15 protein-coding genes and 2 riboswitches are annotated in these 16753 nt (G+C 66.7%); of the genes, 7 read left to right on the top strand and 8 right to left on the bottom strand.

Going from position 1 to position 16753, the window contains the following annotated elements; genetic code table 11:
• Positions 1–444: MFS transporter (locus JHD82_RS15340; protein WP_199137275.1), on the bottom strand; the 444-nt coding region annotated here is incomplete at its 3' end.
• 93 nt (positions 445–537) lie between these two features.
• On the opposite strand from JHD82_RS15340, the gene JHD82_RS15335 reads away from it, so the two are divergent.
• Positions 538–1428, top strand: a complete 891-nt coding sequence (locus JHD82_RS15335; protein WP_012206120.1) for a LysR family transcriptional regulator — start codon at positions 538–540, stop codon at positions 1426–1428.
• 255 nt (positions 1429–1683) lie between these two features.
• Entirely contained in the window at positions 1684–3165 is a 1482-nt protein-coding gene (locus JHD82_RS15330) for an amino acid permease (protein WP_012206121.1), read from the top strand.
• A 52-nt stretch (positions 3166–3217) separates the two neighbouring features.
• On the opposite strand, the gene JHD82_RS15325 is transcribed toward JHD82_RS15330, so the two are convergent.
• From JHD82_RS15325 to JHD82_RS15315, 3 genes are all read right to left on the bottom strand, one after another.
• Entirely contained in the window at positions 3218–3580 is a 363-nt protein-coding gene (locus JHD82_RS15325) for a VOC family protein (RefSeq protein ID WP_199137273.1), read from the bottom strand.
• 84 nt (positions 3581–3664) lie between these two features.
• Positions 3665–4432 (bottom strand): DUF6597 domain-containing transcriptional factor, encoded by a 768-nt coding sequence (locus JHD82_RS15320; RefSeq protein ID WP_199137271.1) that lies wholly within the window; start codon positions 4430–4432, stop codon positions 3665–3667.
• Positions 4433–4437: 5 nt separating this feature from the next.
• Positions 4438–4893: an Lrp/AsnC family transcriptional regulator gene (locus JHD82_RS15315; RefSeq protein ID WP_012206124.1), complete on the bottom strand. Its 456-nt coding sequence runs from the start codon at positions 4891–4893 to the stop codon at positions 4438–4440.
• A 371-nt stretch (positions 4894–5264) separates the two neighbouring features.
• Here JHD82_RS15315 and JHD82_RS15310 point away from each other — a divergent pair, with 371 nt between their 5' ends.
• The gene (locus JHD82_RS15310; RefSeq protein WP_233174751.1) at positions 5265–6986 is read left to right on the top strand and encodes a sensor histidine kinase; all 1722 of its coding nucleotides are present in this window, start codon (positions 5265–5267) and stop codon (positions 6984–6986) included.
• Between the two features lie 51 nt (positions 6987–7037).
• On the opposite strand, the gene JHD82_RS15305 is transcribed toward JHD82_RS15310, so the two are convergent.
• Complete coding sequence (locus JHD82_RS15305) at positions 7038–7529, bottom strand: DMT family transporter (RefSeq protein ID WP_199137269.1); 492 nt, start codon at positions 7527–7529, stop codon at positions 7038–7040.
• Positions 7530–7627: 98 nt separating this feature from the next.
• On the opposite strand from JHD82_RS15305, the gene JHD82_RS15300 reads away from it, so the two are divergent.
• A complete protein-coding gene (locus JHD82_RS15300) occupies positions 7628–8545 on the top strand; it encodes a LysR family transcriptional regulator (RefSeq protein ID WP_097205119.1) in 918 nt (305 codons plus the stop codon).
• Positions 8546–8675: 130 nt separating this feature from the next.
• On the opposite strand, the gene JHD82_RS15295 is transcribed toward JHD82_RS15300, so the two are convergent.
• The 3 genes from JHD82_RS15295 to JHD82_RS15285 all read right to left on the bottom strand — a co-directional run bounded on the left by JHD82_RS15295 (position 8676) and on the right by JHD82_RS15285 (position 11633).
• Positions 8676–9269 (bottom strand): hypothetical protein, encoded by a 594-nt coding sequence (locus JHD82_RS15295; protein ID WP_199137267.1) that lies wholly within the window; start codon positions 9267–9269, stop codon positions 8676–8678.
• A 32-nt stretch (positions 9270–9301) separates the two neighbouring features.
• A complete protein-coding gene (locus JHD82_RS15290) occupies positions 9302–9871 on the bottom strand; it encodes a hypothetical protein (protein ID WP_097202085.1) in 570 nt (189 codons plus the stop codon).
• Positions 9872–10034: 163 nt separating this feature from the next.
• Positions 10035–11633, bottom strand: coding sequence for a fatty acid--CoA ligase (locus JHD82_RS15285; protein WP_097202084.1), 1599 nt, complete (start codon positions 11631–11633; stop codon positions 10035–10037).
• A gap of 169 nt (positions 11634–11802) precedes the next feature.
• Positions 11803–11914: riboswitch (glycine riboswitch) on the top strand.
• 15 nt (positions 11915–11929) lie between these two features.
• A riboswitch (glycine riboswitch) is annotated at positions 11930–12048 on the top strand.
• Positions 12049–12065: 17 nt separating this feature from the next.
• Between JHD82_RS15285 and gcvT the strand changes: the two genes are divergently transcribed.
• From gcvT to gcvP, 3 genes are all read left to right on the top strand, one after another.
• Positions 12066–13241, top strand: coding sequence for a glycine cleavage system aminomethyltransferase GcvT (gene gcvT, locus JHD82_RS15280; protein ID WP_199137265.1), 1176 nt, complete (start codon positions 12066–12068; stop codon positions 13239–13241).
• Positions 13242–13377: 136 nt separating this feature from the next.
• A complete protein-coding gene (gcvH, locus tag JHD82_RS15275) occupies positions 13378–13752 on the top strand; it encodes a glycine cleavage system protein GcvH (RefSeq protein ID WP_012206130.1) in 375 nt (124 codons plus the stop codon).
• A 71-nt stretch (positions 13753–13823) separates the two neighbouring features.
• Positions 13824–16715, top strand: a complete 2892-nt coding sequence (gene gcvP, locus JHD82_RS15270; protein ID WP_199137263.1) for an aminomethyl-transferring glycine dehydrogenase — start codon at positions 13824–13826, stop codon at positions 16713–16715.
• The last annotated feature ends 38 nt before the right edge of the window (positions 16716–16753 follow it).

Below are 16753 nucleotides of genomic sequence, written 5' to 3'. Positions count from 1 at the left end.
CGCCATGCTCCACACGGCCAGGGCGCGGTTGCGCTCGGGCCCGGCCGCATACAAGGTGTTGATCAGCGACAGCGTGGCCGGAAACAGCAGCGCCCCGGCCACGCCCTGCCCTGCGCGGCCCAGCACCAGCTGCCAGGGCTGCGAGGCAAAGCCGCCGATCAGGGAGGCCAGGCCGAACAGCGCCATGCCCGCCACATACATGCGCCGCTTGCCCAGCAGGTCCGCGCAGCGCCCGCCCAGCAGCAGGCAGCCGCCAAAGGCCACGCTGTAGGCACTGACCACCCATTGCAGATGGCGCGCGTCCATCTGCAACTGCTGACCCATGGCGTCGAGCGCAACGAAGACGATGGTGGCATCCAGCGCAATCAGCAGCTGGGACAGGGACAGCAGCGCCAGGGCGGCGCGCGGGTGGCGCAGGGCGCCGGGGGAATCGGTCATTGGCATGGCGCCGATCCTAATTAATGCACTTGTGAAGATAAACAGCAGATTTTCATTTTTCTTATGCAAAACTGCATTAATCGAATCTGGAGACATGCCATGGATCTCAACGCCGTGCACCTGCTCATCAAGGTGGCAGAAAGCCGCAGCTTCACCCAGGCAGCCACGCTGCTGGGCACCAGCCAGCCCCGCATCTCGCGCGCCGTGGCGCAGTTGGAGAAAGACCTGGGCACGCGGCTGCTGCATCGCAATACGCGCAGCGTCTCGCTCACGCCTGATGGCTGCGCGCTGGTAGACCGCTGCGCCCCGCTGATTGCCGGGCTGGAAGAGGCGCGCCAGCTGGTCAGCGACCGGCGCTGCGCGCCCAGCGGCGTGCTGCGCATGACGGCGCCGTCCATGCTGGGCCGCATCGTGCTGGTGCCGCTGCTGGGGCAGTTGCTGCGCGAGCATCCGCAGCTGCAGATCGACACCAGCTTCACCGACCGCATGGTGGACATGGTGGAGGAAGGCTTTGACGCGGCCGTGCGCATAGGCCCGCTGGCAGACAGCCGCATGATTGCCCGCGCCCTGCCGCCGCTGCGCTGGGTGACCGTGGCCTCGCCCGCCTATCTGGCGGCGCGCGGCACGCCGCAGACGCTGCAGGAGCTGGCGCAGCACAGCTGCATGGCCGTCTACAACCACTACCTGGGCCGGCGCGTGCCCTGGCAGTTCCTGGCCGGCAATGGCGAGATGCTGGACTGGCCAGCGCCGCAGACCGTGACCTTCGACAGCGGCGATCCGCTGGTGGAAGGCTCGCTGGGCGGCCTGGGCGTGGCCCAGGTCATGGAGTTCGCGGTGCGCGAGCACCTGCAGGCGGGCCGGCTGGTGCGGCTGCTGCCCCAGCACGAAGGCCGCGCCCGCGAACTGTCCCTGGTCTACCCGCGCACGCGCCAGGCCTCGCCGCGCATCAAGGCACTGGCCCAGCTGCTGCTGGCGCAGACACAGTGGTAGGCAGGCAGGCGGGCCGCAGACGGCGTGGCGCCATGCACACAGTGGGTTCGGATTCAGTTCCGCTTATGTGGGTGAAGGGGGATTAAACTCCTGCCTTTCCACGATGGCAGCGTTCTCGGACAATCACGCCTTTTCGTGGTGCATGCACCTTGATGGGGCCGCGACACAGCGGCTCTTTTGTTTTTCCTGTTTTGCATTCCTGCCCCCGCGCCGGCCAGCGGCCGCGCGGGATCTGATCCACCAATCGACACATCCATGGCAGCAGACAACTCCAAGAATGCCGCTCCCACCGCGCTCAGGCGCGAACTCAAGGCGCGGCATCTGTCCATGATCGCCATCGGCGGCTCCATCGGCACCGGCCTCTTCGTTGCCTCGGGCGCCACCATCTCGCAGGCTGGCCCTGGCGGCGCCCTGCTGGCCTACATGATCGTGGGCCTGATGGTCTACTTCCTCATGACCAGCCTCGGTGAAATGGCCGCCAACCTTCCCGTCTCGGGCTCGTTCGCCACCTACGGCGCGCGCTATGTGGACGAAGGCTTCGGCTTCGCGCTGGGCTGGAACTACTGGTACAACTGGGCCGTCACCATTGCCGTGGACCTGGTGGCCGCCCAGCTGGTCATGGCCTACTGGTTCCCCGACGGCAACGGCATGCTGTGGAGCGCCCTGTTCCTGGCCATCATGTTCGGCCTCAACGCCATCTCGGTCAAAGGCTTCGGCGAGGCCGAGTACTGGTTCGCCGCCATCAAGGTGACCACCGTCATCCTCTTCATCGGCGTGGGCGTGCTCATGATCCTGGGCATCGTGCGGGGTGGCGCGCCTGAAGGCGTCTGGGGCAACTTTGCCCTGTGGAGCCAAGGCGACGCGCCCTTTGCGGGCGGTTTCTCGGCGCTGATCGGCGTGGCCATGATCGTGGGCTTTTCCTTCCAGGGCACGGAGCTCATCGGCATTGCCGCCGGCGAATCCGAGAACCCCGCCAAGAACGTGCCCCGCGCCGTGCGCCAGGTGTTCTGGCGCATTTTGCTGTTCTACGTCTTCGCCATTCTGGTCATCAGCCTGCTGATCCCCTACACCGATCCGCACCTGCTCAAGAATGATCTGGGCGACATCAGCGTGAGCCCCTTCACCCTGGTCTTCGAGCGCGCGGGCCTGCTGTCGGCCGCAGCCGTGATGAACGCCGTGGTGCTGACCTCGGTGCTGTCGGCCGGCAATTCGGGCATGTACGCCTCCACGCGCATGCTCTACACGCTGGCATGCCAGCGCATGGCGCCGCGCATGTTCTCGTACGTCAACAAGCGCGGCGTGCCCACGATGGCCCTGCTGGCCACCACCGTGGTGGCGGCGCTGTGCTTTCTGACCAACATCTTCAGCCCGCAGCTGGTCTACATCTGGCTGCTGAATCTGTCGGGCATGACGGGCTTCATCGCCTGGCTGGGCATTGCCATCAGCCACTACCGCTTTCGCAAGGGCTTCGAGGCCCAGGGCCTGGACCTGAACCAGCTGCCCTACCGCGCATCCTGGTTCCCGTTCGGCCCCATCTTCGCCTTCGTGCTGTGCATGGTGATCACGCTGGGCCAGAACTACGAGGCCTTCATGGCCGACCGCATCGACTGGACCGGCGTGGTCGCCACCTACATCGGCCTGCCGCTGTTCCTGCTGATCTGGGGCGGCTACCGCCTGGTCAAGGGCACGCACATCGTGAAGTACAAGGACATGCAGCTGGGTTCCAACGTCGACTGACGCCCGGCCCAGTCCCCATGAAAAACAGCCCGCAGATGCGGGCTGTTGGCTTTCAGGCCTCTGCCGACCACACGGCCAGCTCGTAGCCGTCCGGATCGGTGAAGTGGAACCTGCGGCCACCCGGGAACGCGAACACCGCGCGGCTGATCACGGCCCCGGCCCCGGCTGCTTCCACGCGGCGCTGCGCTTCGGCCAGATCGTCGGCGTAGAGGATGACCAGCGGGCCGCCGGGCCGCACCTCCTCGCCGGTGGTGAAGCCGCCCGTCAGCCGGCCGTCGCTGAACTCGGTGTAGCTCGGCCCGTAGTCGGTGAAGGTCCAGCCGAAGGCCTCGCCGTAGAACGCCTTGCTGCGCGCAATATCGGCCACGTTGAACTCGATGTTGTCGATCTGGTGGTTGTTGCCCCTGATGCCCATGTGATGCTCCATTGAATGTCGGTAGGCCGCCATCATCGGCCACGCCGTGGCAGCGGTCTTGAACAAAACGGCCAGACGGGCCGCTCAATCCAGCAGTTGCTGCAGGGCAGCGCTGGGCGTGACGCCGCACAGCGCCCTCACCTCGCGCGACAGATGCGCCTGGTCCGCATAGCCGGCGTCCGCCGCCAGCGCCGCAAGACCTGCCTGCCGGTCAGACCGTGCCAGGGCCAGCAGGCGCTGAAAGCGCAGCACGCGCTCCAGCGTCTTGGGGCCGTAGCCAAACTGTGCGTGGCACAAGCGGCGCAGGCTGCGCTCGGGCATGTCCAGCTGCGCGCGCATGGCGGCCAGCACACCGGATTCATCCCGCCCGGCTGCAGCCGCCACATTGAACAGCTCCATGGCCTGCCGGTCCGGCGCCGGGGCGTCGCGGCCCATTTGCACCAGTCCATGGATGAACACGGCCTGCCCTGCGCCCGGCTGCGCATCGTTGATGCGATGCACCCACTCCCGCGCGCGCGGCCCCAGCAGATCGCCCAGTTCCACCGCCTGCCCCACGATCTCGTCCATGGGCAAGCCCAGCCAGGCGCTGGCCGCACCGGGGCCGAAGCGCGCCCCCCATACCTCGGACCCCGGCACCAGCGTGGGCCGCGCAGCCACCCTGTCAGGCCCCACGGCCAGCAGTTGCCCGCCTTTGCAGACGATGTCCACGCAGCCATCGGGCACCACGAGAAAGCCACCGGCATAGTCCGGGGCCACGGTGCTGCTCCACAGGCACTGGAAGTGCGGCTGCAGGGCAGGCGGCGGGGAGTGTTCGCGGTAGGGGGCGGGCAGCGGCGCCTGGCCAGAGGGCATGGACTTCAGACCCCCAGCGGCAGGTCGGCCTTCTTCAGCGTGCGCAGCACAAAGCTGGACTGGCTGTGGCGTATGCCCTTGATCTTGTAGAGCTTCTCGCGCAGCAGGCGCTCGTAGTCGCGCGTGTCCTTGACGACGACGCGCAGCAGGTAGTCATACTCGCCCGAGACCAGATGCGCCTCCACCACCTCGGGAATGGTCGCCAGCATCTCGCCGAATTTCTCCAGCGTGTTGTCCGAATGGCTGTCCAGCGTGACCTGCACCAGCACCGTATCGCCCAGGCCCAGCGCCAGCGGGTTCAGGCGCACGGTATAGCCCTCGATCACCCCCGCCTCTTCCAGCTTCTTGATGCGTGCCCAGCAGGGCGAAGCGCTCAGGCCCACGGCGGCGCCGATTTCCTGCAGGCTGGCGCGCGCGTTGGCCTGCAGGGCGGAAAGAATCTTTCTGTCGAGGATGTCCATGGCCGGCAATCTACTGCAAAACAGGCAGGCGCAGAATAATTTTCTGTAGCAACGCCTGTTTTGAAGAAATAAAGCAGCATTTTCTGAGACCAGACGCGCACACTTGTCTGCATGGGAGCACGCTTACCGGCGCAGCAAAACCATTCACCCAGCCCCGCCGACTACCGCCAGCGCCCGGATGCGTGATCCAGACCAGGAGCCCGTTACAGGCCGCCCCGCTTATCCGCAGCGGGGCGGCCTGTTGCATTGGGGCACCTGGCAGACGACAGACAGCGCTTTCCCGCAATGGCCGCCGGTGCACAATGGCCCCCCCCCCGCAAGCCTTCACGGCGGACATATATGGGCGCTCGCCACATCAACCAATCGGACCCTTGATCCACACCCAAGACAATCCCACCGAAGGCCGCCGGAGGCACTGGCCAACGGGTGCTGCAGCGCAATGGCTGATGCAGGTCCTGGTGCAAGCCCTGGCAGCCGCAGCGCTTCTGGCACTGCTCACCCGCTTGCTGCCCAACCCCCAGGCAGCCCAGGGCATTGCGGTCTTTCCCGGCAGGAGCATGGCGCCGGCCGCCATGCTGCTGTACGCGTACATGGGCTCGGCCCTGGCCATCACGCTGATGAGCCTGATCCTGTGGTGCTGGCTCAGGGAAAGGCTCTACATTCTTTGCGCCGCGCTCCTGGCAGCCGGCTTTGCCTACGCCGCCTTCCGGTACCGGCCCCAAGGACTGTGGCTGCCCGGCGCCGACCAGCCCCAGCATGCGCTGTCCATCGCCTACTGCAGCTTCTGTGTGGTGGCGACGGTGTTTTTCAGCCAATTGTTCGAGTTCCGCCGCCATTGGATCTGGGCTGCGCACCTCTTCAGCGTGGTAGCCTGGCTGAATGCCATCGCACTGGGCATGACACTGTTGGGTGGCTATCCGCAGATCTCGCGTGCCGTGGTGCTCACGGCCCTGGTGTCCACATCGTTCGGTGCGGTCTTCGTGCTGTACCTGCTGGTGGTCCGAAGGCAGTGGCAATACCTGCCGGGCGCGCTGGCGTTTGCGGTGCCTTCCGCCCTGGGCATCCTGAACCTGCTGAGAACCCAGGGCCTGCTGCCGGATGTTGCGCTGCCATCGGCCCAGATGCTGTGGTTTGCCGGGCGTGTTTCCGAGGCCATCCTGCTGGGAATGGCGGTGACCAACCGCACGCGTGTGGCGGAGCGCGCCCTGCGCAGTGAGCGGATGCAGGCCCTGTCACGCGCCCAGGCTGCCGAACGCGAGCTGGAGTCCAAGGTCCTGCAGCGCACCGCACAACTGCAAACGGCCCAGCAGGCCCTGCAGACCGCCTTGCACAGCGAGCGGGAGATGCGGCTGGAACAGCGCCAGTTCTTCAACATGATCAACCACGAGTTCCGCACCCCGCTCACCATCGTGGACGGCGCCGCGACCGAGCTGCAGACGTTCCCGACGACGGACGCGGACTCCCTCATCGAGCAGGCGTCGCAGATACGCAGGGCTTCGCGCCGGCTGATGACCCTGGTGGACACCTGCCTGATCAGCGACCGGCTGGACGCGGGCGCGTTCCGGCTGCAACTGGAGCAGACGCCATTGGATGAACTCCTGGAGGAGTCTGCAGAGCTCGTCGGCTGGTCCCGGCGGCATCGCCTGAAACTGGATCTGGAACACGGCCCGCAGCAATGGCAATGCGACCCTGTCCTGGTGCGCATCGCCATCTCCAACCTTGTCGGCAACGCCATCAAATATGCCAAGGCGGGCGACATCACCCTGGCCGCCCGCTGCGATGCGTCCGGTGACCTGCTGATTTCCGTCAGCGACCAGGGACCGGGCCTTGCGCCCGAAGCGGCAGGACAGGTTTTCGAGCCCTATGAACGCGCAAGCGCCACCCGGCACGTCAACGGGCATGGCCTGGGCCTGTCCGTGGTGAGGCGCATCGCCAGGCTGCACGCAGGCGACGCGTTCTTCCAGCCGGCTGCCGGAGGCGGGGCCTGCTTTGTCATCCGACTGGGCCGGTTCCTGCCCGGCACGGCAGATGTCCGCCAGGAACGTCCACCAGCGGCAAGGCCGGCCGCCGTGCCGCCGGGCATGCCCGCCTGACGCGGGCAAGGCCGGGGCCTTTGCCCCTGAAGCAGGGCGTGCTCGCGGCGCTCATGGGGCCGCCGCTGCACGGGCCGTCCCGCCCTGCACCACCAGCAGCACGCCACCCAGGATCAAGGCCACCCCTGCCAGCCGCGACCAATTGACCGGCCTGGCGCCCAGGCCCATCAGGCCGAAATGGTCCACCAGCACCGAAACCACGATCTGCCCCGCCACCACGCAGACCAGAAAACCGCCCGCGCCCAGCTTGGGTGTCACGGCCGCCGCACTGGCCACATAGATGGCACCCAGCACGCCACCTATCCATAGCCACCACGGCCCCGCGACTGCCTGCGCCACCGCGGGGGTGGGCGCGCGCATGGCCCAGAGCGCGGGCACGACGACCATCACGCTCACGGCCAGCGAAGTCAGCGCGCCCCACAGCGGATGGCCCAGCACCCGCCCGACCATGGCGTTGCTCGCCGCCTGGAACGGCAGGATGGCGCCAGCCAGCAGTGCCATGCCCACGGGGGCCATGGCCAAAATCGTGTTCCGTCCTGTCATGCAAAGCATCCTTTTCCTGTTCGTGAATCCATGCCTGAATGCTCTCGCATCCGCTGGATGAATGGAAATCGTTTGTGTGCACGTTCTATATTCATGGCATGGATGAACTGCGCCGGATCGACCTCAACCTGCTGCTGGCCCTGCACGCCCTGCTGGCCGAAAAACATGTGACGCGTGCGGCCCTGCGTCTGCACAAGAGCCAGCCGGCCATGAGCCATTCGCTGGCGCAGCTGCGCGAGCATCTGGGCGACCCGTTGCTGGTGCGGCGCGGTGGCCGCATGGCGCTGACGGCACGCGCGCAAGGCCTGGTGCAACCGCTGGCGGATGCGCTGGGCAGCCTCAACGGCTTGCTGGCACAGGCGGAGTTCGACCCGGCCCACGCACGCGGACGGCTGCGGCTGGCGCTGTCGGACTACGCATCGCGCATCGTGCTGCCGCCGCTGATGCGGCATCTGCGCCAGCACGCACCCGGGCTGGACCTGGCCATCAGCCAGTCCACGCGCGAGGTGATGCTGGCCCAGCTGGCCGATGGCGAACTGGACCTGGCCCTGGGGCCCTTCCCCGACGCACCCGACCTGCCCGAAGGCATCGAGGTGCAGGATCTGTTCCAGGAACAGTTCGTGAGCGTGGCCGACCAGGCCGTGCTGCCGGCACGCGGAGGGCTGTCACTGCAGGACTGGCTGCAGCGCCCGCACGTCATGCTGGCCATGCGGCCCGACGCCAGCGAGGAAATCGAACGGGCGCTGGCCGCCCAAGGCCTGAGCCGCCGCGTGGTGCTGGCCCTGCCCCACTGGAGCGCGGCGCTGGAGGTGCTGGCAGGCACCGACCTCGTGCTGACCGTGGGCAGCCGCGCCATCGGTGACCTGCGCCGCCACAAAACGCTGCGCCGTTTCGCTCCGCCGCTGGAGCTGCCCCGGTTTGCCTACCAGCAGGCCTGGCATGTGCGCAAGCAGGGGGATGCCATGCACCGGTGGCTGCGGCAGGCGGTGGCCAGGAGTTGTCGTACCGTACAGTAGTCGCTGATGTCTGAGCCGGCTTCTACCGGCACCGAACCAGCCATGAAAAATGCCAGCCTGCATGGGAACAGGCTGGCATTAGGGCGAAAGCTTGAAGGCAGCCCCGTGGCCTCGAACAGCCGCGGCCGGCTTAACGCAGCTTTTCGTTCTTGCGAATTTCACTGCTCAATTGCTGAGCTACTTGCGTGGCTGCACGCTTGGCTGCCAGGCCGAAGTCATCCAGAAACTCGCTGAACTCCGCTTCGCCCCGCGCAGAAGCCTTCACTCTTCCAATTTCGTTGCCGTTGGCATCAGTGACCACACACGCGATCTCTGTAACGAAGTAGGTCGGGGGCCACGTAAGCACCGATGACGATCCCGAATCGGTTTTGATCTCGGGGATGAAAATCAAGGCCGCACGGGCCGCCTCTACGGCCTGCGTATCGCTTGGCGCTGCAATCAGCGTCACATCCTGGTAAACAGAGCGCAATGCATCCCGAATTGTTTTTTCGAGGTCGCGATAAGGGAAGTATCTGACACTGTCCCCCCCTCCCGCAGGTGAAACAAAGGCGGTATTTCGCTGAGTCTCGCTGATGGCGTAGGCAACCTTCTTCTGGATCAACTCCGACTCGATACGCTCAGGTCGTGTATCGCCACCGATGTTGATGGGATGGGCACATCCCACCAACGTTGCCAAAGTGACGGATGCCAGAACCGCTCGAATGATTGCGGAAAAAAAGCGCATGATTTTATCCTCGGCGACTCACTGTGAAGCCGTCAGGGAGCCAACGCGGCAAGGAATTGAGGATCGGCGTACACCTTGCGCAGCAATTCCCGAACAAGCTGAGGATAGGCAGCCTGTCCTGCAGGAATGGCTACAGCGCCCATGAAGCTGGACTCGAAGCTGGTCTCTGCCTTGTAGGTCTTCTTGAGCCGCTGCTCTCCGCTGCGCAAGACCCGAAGCTCAATCTCCATCACACCCGAGCCCGTGCTGAAACCGCGAATATCGATATCGTTGGCAAGAATCTTCGCGTCAATCTGGGTGTGCGACTGGGGATCGTAGGCGGAGATCTCCTTCAGGTCCTGAACCAGCGCCTCTTCCAGATACTTGGAAAAGGTGCCGCTCGCCGAATTAAGAGGCGTTCCACGCAAGGAGAGGTTGTTGACCGGAGCAGCAGGATCTGTCGGCTCCACCTTCAGAACATTGGCGGATCCCGGCTTGGCCGCCTTCAATTGCTCCAGCGCTGCGTAGTCCGCCCCGTAAGGCGGAGCTTTCAGTTGGGCACATCCCGTAGCCAGAACCGTCACCGCGCAGATTGCCAAGGCGCGAACGTAAGACGCGATCATTTCTCTCTCTCCCCGAAGATTATTTGAAGGAAGCAAATGTAATGCAAAGTAACCGCTTCAATTCAAAATTTCCTAAGGAAAGGCTGCTTTCGGATGGGTCCTATGAAAGGGTAAGGCCGGACCGCGCATCGTCATGCAGTCAGCATGCTGGATCGAAGCCTTCTCAGTCCACCACCCGCAGCAACTGCTTCTGTATCTTCCCGCTGGCCGTCTTGGGCAGGGCCTGGCGGAAGTGGTAGCGGCGCGGGCGCTTGTAGGCGGCCAGGCGGTCGCCGTGGACCAGGAAGGCGTCCAGCGCCTCGGCCGTGGGCGTGGCGCCAGGCTTGGCGACCACGTGGGCGGCGACGATCTGGCCCCAGCGCTCGTCGGCCTCGCCGATGACGGCGACCTCGAGCACATCGGCATGCTCGACCAGCGCGTCTTCCACTTCGCGGGGATAGACGTTCTCGGCACCCGAATTAATCATGTAGTCGATGCGGTCACGGATCCAGAGGTAGCCGTCGTCGTCGATGTGGCCCAGGTCGCCCGTGTGGTACCAGCCGTGCGCCAGCGCGCGGGTGTTGGCGTCGGGGCGGTTGAGGTAGCCGGCCATCATGCAGGGGCCGCGCACCAGGATCTCGCCCACCTCGCCGGGCAGGCAGGCCTCGGCCGGATCGGTGGGGGCGTTGTCTTCGCGCAGGCGCGCCACGATGAGGTCATGGCCCATGGAGGGCAGCCCCGCCGAGCCCGCGTGCGAGAGTTGCTCGCGCGGCAGGAGGATGGACATGCAGGGCCCCATCTCGGTGGTGCCGTAGACCTGGACCAGGTCGCTGCCGACCTTGCGTGTCCATTCGCGGATCAGGTGCGGCGCCATGGAGGCGCCGCCGTACTCCACCAGCCGCAGCGCGGGCGCCTGCTCAGGCGAGGCAATGGGGTCGGCCAGCAGCATGGTGACCATGGTGGGCGCCGCGAAGAAGAAGCTCACGCGCTCTTCGCGGATCAGGCGCCAGGCCTCGGTCACGTCGAAGCGGCGCAGCAGCACCTGGGTGGCACCGGCCTGCAGGCGCGGCAAAAAGCTGGTGTGCAGCTCGGCCGTGTGGTTGAGCGGCGCCATGGCCAGGCCCACGTCGTCGCGCGTGAACTGCATGGTCTGGTGCATGAGGGCGTTGTGCGCCAGCTTGCTGCGGTGCGTATGCAGCACGCCCTTGGGCCGGCCCGTGGTGCCGCTGGTGTACATGAGGATGCAGGGATCGCTCTCGCGCACATGGGCCTGGGGCGGCGCGCTGCTGCGGCCCCTGGCCAGGGCGGACAGGCGCTGCGTGGCCCAGACCGGCAGCGGGTCGGCCGGGGCATCGTCGGCAAAGATCCAGTGCTCGATGCCTGCGCCAGTGCCGCCGCCTTCGGCCTTGAGCAGGGCCTGGGCGCGTGCGGCCACCTCGCCGCCCTCGTGCTCGAACACCAGGGCGCGCGCTGCGCCGTCCTTGAGGATGAAGGCCAGCTCCTGCGCCGCCAGCCGGTAGTTGATGGGGTTGAAGATGGCGCCCAGGCGCGCGGCCGCCAGCATGGTGAAGACAAAGGCCGGCGTGTTGTAGAGAAAGGCCGCGACCACGTCGCCATGGCCTATGCCCAGCTCGGCCAGGCCGTGGGCGTGGCGGTTGACTTCGGCATCGAGCTGGGCGTAGGTCCAGGCGCGGCGCTCGCCGCCCTCCCACGCGACCAGGGCTTCCTTGTTCGGCAGGTAACGTGCCGGCCAAGCCAATGTGTCTCCCAGCGTCTGCTGCATGTGCGCTTCTTCCTTCTCGCTCACGAGATTTCATATATCGATGCATCTCAATGTAGGAGATTTTTTAGACAGTTATGCAATTTGCAAATGCATCCATGCAGGCAAGCGCATGGAGCTGCGGCCGGCCCGCGGAAATCCCGAAGCCGCGCGGACGCTGGCCGCAGCTAGAATGCGCCGGTCAGGAGAGAGTGCCCGCCCGGCCGCAATGGTCACAGGCAGCGGCACCGCCGAAGGCGCAGGGTTCGCCCCGAACGCTCAGGCAAAAGGACTGGCACCGCCTGCCGCCACGGCCGCAGGCGTTCCTAGCTGGAGAGAGATGCAGGGCACGGCGGTGTGCCCCATCCACCGAAGGAGCAAGCCCCACGCATGGAAGGTGCGGGTGAATCTCTCAGGTAAAGCGGACAGCAGGGCAGGACATCCCGGGATTCCGGGATGGCGTTGTGCCTTGCCCCTTGCCGAAAAGAGAGTCCCTCCTTGACCGCCGCCTCCACCACCGATCTGCTCAAGACCCCGCTGTTCGACCTGCACCAGGAACTGGGCGCGCGCATGGTGCCGTTTGCCGGCTACTCCATGCCCGTGCAATACCCGCAGGGGCTGATGGCCGAGCATCTGCACACGCGCGAGGCGGCAGGCCTGTTCGATGTCTCGCACATGGGCCAGATCAGCCTGCGCGGCCCGGATGCCGGCGCGGCGCTGGAATCGCTGCTGCCCATGGACGTGCTGGGCCTGGGCGAACACCGCCAGCGCTACGGCCTGCTGCTCAACGACGCGGGCGGCATTCTGGACGACCTGATGTTCGTGCGCCGCGAGGACGACCTGTTCCTGATCGTCAACGGCGCCTGCAAGCACGAAGACCTGGCGCACATCCAGGCCCGCATCGGTCAGCGCTGTGAAATCGAGCCCCAGTTCGACCGGGGCCTGCTGGCACTGCAGGGCCCGCAGGCAGCAGCCGCCATGGAGCGCCTGCTGCCCGACACGGCCGGGCTGGTGTTCATGACGGGCGGCTACTTCGACTGGGAAGGCGCCGAGCTGTACATCACGCGCAGCGGCTATACCGGCGAGGACGGCTTCGAGATCTCCCTGCCCGCCAGCCACGCCGAGGCCTTTGCCCGTGCCCTGCTGGCCCAGCCCGAAGTCAGGCCCGTGGGCCTGGGCGCGCGCAATTCGCTGCGCCTGGAAGGCGGCCTGTGCCTGTACGGCAACGATCTGGACACGACCACCACCCCGGCCGAGGCCGCCCTGAACTGGGCCGTGCAGAAGGTCCGCCGCATTGGTGGCGAACGCGAAGGCGGCTTTCCCGGCGCGGCCACCGTGCTGGCCCAGCTGCAGTCGCCCGAGCTGCTCACGCGCAAGCGCGTGGGCCTGGTGGCCCTGGAGCGCGTACCCGTGCGCGAAGGCACGGAACTGCTGGATGCCAGCGGCCGCAAGGTCGGCCAGGTCACCAGCGGCCTGCTGTCGCCCACGCTGAACCAGCCCGTGGCACTGGCCTATGTGGAGCCGGGCAGCGCCGCCATCGGCACCACGCTGCAGGCCATGGTGCGCGGCAAGGCCGTGCCCATGCAGGTGCAGGCCACGCCCTTCGTGGCGCCCCGCTATCACCGCGGTTGAGGACAGCCTGCGCGCTTGGCGTGGATCGAGTTCGGCGGATTCGTTTTTCCTGCCATCGCATGCCGCTACAGTGCGCACTGACCTTTCTCAAACCGCCTTTCACAGGTTTCTTTTTCAGTTTCTATCGGAGCAAGCCATGAGCATCCAGTATTCCAAGGACCACGAATGGATCAACGCCGCCAACCCTGACGCGGCCATCGTCGGCATCACCCTCCACGCGCAGGATGCGCTGGGCGACGTGGTGTTCGTCGACCTGCCCGCCGTGGGCACCAGCTTCAACCAGGGCGATGTGGCCGGCGTGGTCGAGTCCGTCAAGGCCGCCGCCGATGTCTACATGCCCGTCAGCGGCGAGATCGTCGAAGTCAACGAAGCCCTGCGCGACGACCCCTCCCTGGCCAACAGCGACCCGCTGGGCGAAGGCTGGTTCTTCAAGGTCAAGCTCAGCGACGCAGGCCAGCTGGCCGCGCTGCTCGACGAAGCCGCCTACACGGCCTTCGCACAGAGCAACTGACGCCACTTTCCGGCCAGGACGGGCGCCAGGGCCCGCCCTGGCGCTTTTCAGCTTTTGAGACAGGTCCCTCCATGCTGATGTCCTCCACCCAGCCCCTTGCCGCCCTCGAGAACGCCACCGAATTCGTGGCCCGCCATATCGGCATCGCGCCCGAAGACGAGGCCCACATGCTCAGCGCCATTGGCGCGGCATCGCGCGATGCGCTGATCGACGCCATCGTCCCGCCCGCCATCCGGCGCCACCAGCCCATGGCGCTGCCGCCAGCGGCCACCGAGGCCCAGGCGCTGGCCGAGCTCAAGGCGCTGGCAGGCCGCAACCAGCTGCTCAAAAGCTTCATCGGCCAGGGCTACTACGGCACGCACACGCCCGGCGTTATCCTGCGCAACATTCTGGAGAACCCCGCCTGGTACACGGCCTACACGCCCTACCAGGCCGAGATCTCGCAAGGCCGCATGGAGGCCCTGGTCAACTTCCAGACCATGGTCTGCGACCTGACGGCCATGCCGATTGCCAACGCCTCCATGCTGGACGAGGCCACGGCGGCCGCCGAGGCCATGACGCTGGCCAAGCGCTCCGTCAAAAGCAAGAGCAACCGCTTCGTGGTGGCCGGCGATGCCCACCCCCAGACCATCGAGGTCATCCAGACGCGCGCCGCGCCGCTGGGCATCGAGGTGCTGCTGGCCAACTCGCTGGACGAATGGAACCAGCTGATGGACGGCGACTACTTCGCCGTGCTGGCCCAGTACCCCGCCACCAGCGGCCGCATCGACGATCTGCGCGCCGACGTGGACAAGGCCCATGGCAAGCAGGCCGCCTTCATCGTGGCCACCGACCTGCTGGCGCTGACCCTGATCACGCCGCCCGGCGAATGGGGTGCCGACATCGTGGTGGGCACCACCCAGCGCTTTGGAATGCCCATGGGCGCAGGCGGCCCGCACGCCGCCTTCATGGCCTGCCGCGACGAGTTCAAGCGCTCCCTGCCCGGCCGCCTGGTCGGCGTGAGCGTGGACGTGCATGGCAAGCCCGCCTACCGCCTGGCACTGCAGACGCGCGAGCAGCACATCCGCCGCGAAAAGGCCACCTCCAACATCTGCACGGCCCAGGTGCTGCCCGCCGTGGTGGCCAGCATGTACGCCGTCTACCACGGCCCCGAGGGCCTGGAGCGCATCGCCCGCCGCGTGGCCTCGTACACGGCCATCCTGGCGCGCGGCCTGGCCGAGCTGGGCGCGCCGCTGCGCGAGGTGCCCAGCTTCGACACGCTGAGCCTGCACACGGGTGAGGCCACGCAGGCCATCGTGGAGCGTGCCGTGTCCCTGGGCGCCAACCTGCGCGTGTATTTCAAGGAATACCTGTGCATCTCGCTGGACGAGACCACCACGCGCGCCGATGTCGAGCTGCTGTGGAAGATCTTCGCCCGGGACGGCCAGGCCCTGCCCAGCTTCGCCGCCTTCGAAAAGGGCGTGGAGCCGCTGATCCCTGACAGCCTGCGCCGCAGCAGCGACTTCCTCACGCATCCGGTGTTCAACACCCACCGCTCCGAGACCGCCATGCTGCGCTACATCCGCCAGCTGTCGGACAAGGACCTGGCGCTGGACCGCAGCATGATCCCGCTGGGCTCCTGCACCATGAAGCTCAACGCCACCAGCGAGATGATTCCCATCACCTGGCCCGAGTTCGCCCAGGTGCACCCCTTTGCCCCGGCCGACCAGCAGCAAGGCTATGCGGAACTGGACAAGCAGCTGCGCGACTGGCTGTGCCAGGCCACGGGCTACGCCGGCATCAGCCTGCAGCCCAATGCCGGCAGCCAGGGCGAGTACGCGGGCCTGCTGGCCATCAAGGGCTGGCATGCGAGCCGGGGCCAGTCGCACCGCAACGTCTGCCTGATTCCCAGCAGCGCCCATGGCACCAACCCCGCCAGCGCGCAGATGGTGGGCATGCAGGTGGTGGTCACCGCCTGCGATGCCAACGGCAACGTCGACATGGCGGACCTGGCGGCCAAGTGCGAGCAGCACAGTGCCAACCTGGCCTGCATCATGATCACCTACCCCAGCACGCACGGCGTGTTCGAGACCCAGGTCAAGGAGCTGTGCAAGCTGGTGCATGACCACGGCGGGCGCGTCTACGTGGACGGCGCCAACATGAACGCCCTGGTGGGCCTGGCCGCGCCGGGCAGCTTCGGCGGCGATGTCAGCCACCTGAACCTGCACAAGACCTTCTGCATTCCGCACGGCGGCGGCGGCCCGGGCGTGGGCCCGGTCTGCGTGGTCGAGGACCTCGTACCCTTCCTGCCCGGCCATGCCACGGCGGGCCTTGCGGGCGGCACGGGTGCCATCAGCGCCGCGCCGCTGGGCAATGCGGCCGTGCTGCCCATCAGCTGGATGTACATCCGCATGATGGGTGCCCAGGGCCTGACCCTGGCCACCGAGACCGCCATCCTCAGCGCCAACTACATCAGCGCCCGGCTGCGCGACCACTACCCCACGCTGTACGCGGGCGAGCACGGCCATGTGGCGCACGAGTGCATCCTGGACCTGCGCCAGTTCAAGGAAAGCACGGGCGTCATGGCCGAGGACGTGGCCAAGCGCCTGATCGACTACGGCTTCCATGCGCCCACGCTGTCCTTCCCCGTGCCCAACACGCTGATGGTGGAGCCCACCGAAAGCGAAAGCCTGTACGAGCTGGACCGCTTCGTGGACGCGATGATCGCCATCCGCGAGGAAATCCGCGCCATCGAACAGGGCCGCCTGCCCCAGGACGACAACCCGCTCAAGAACGCGCCGCACACGGCCGAGACGCTGCTGGCCTCGGAATGGGCCCACCCCTACAGCCGCGAGGCCGCCGCCTACCCGGTGGCCGCCCTGCGCCAGTCCAAGTACTGGTGCCCGGTGGGCCGCGTGGACAACGTCTACGGCGACCGCAACCTGTACTGCAGCTGCATCCCCGTGGACGCTTACCTGAGCTGAAGCACCTGCCACCGAAAGGGGCGCTTGTGGCGCCCCGC

This window comes from Delftia sp. ASV31 (assembly GCF_016428765.1).
In the GTDB taxonomy this organism is placed as follows: Bacteria; Pseudomonadota; Gammaproteobacteria; order Burkholderiales; family Burkholderiaceae_C; genus Comamonas; species Comamonas acidovorans.
Note: the sequence above shows the minus strand (reverse complement) of the source record. Positions and strands in the feature narration are given on the sequence as shown.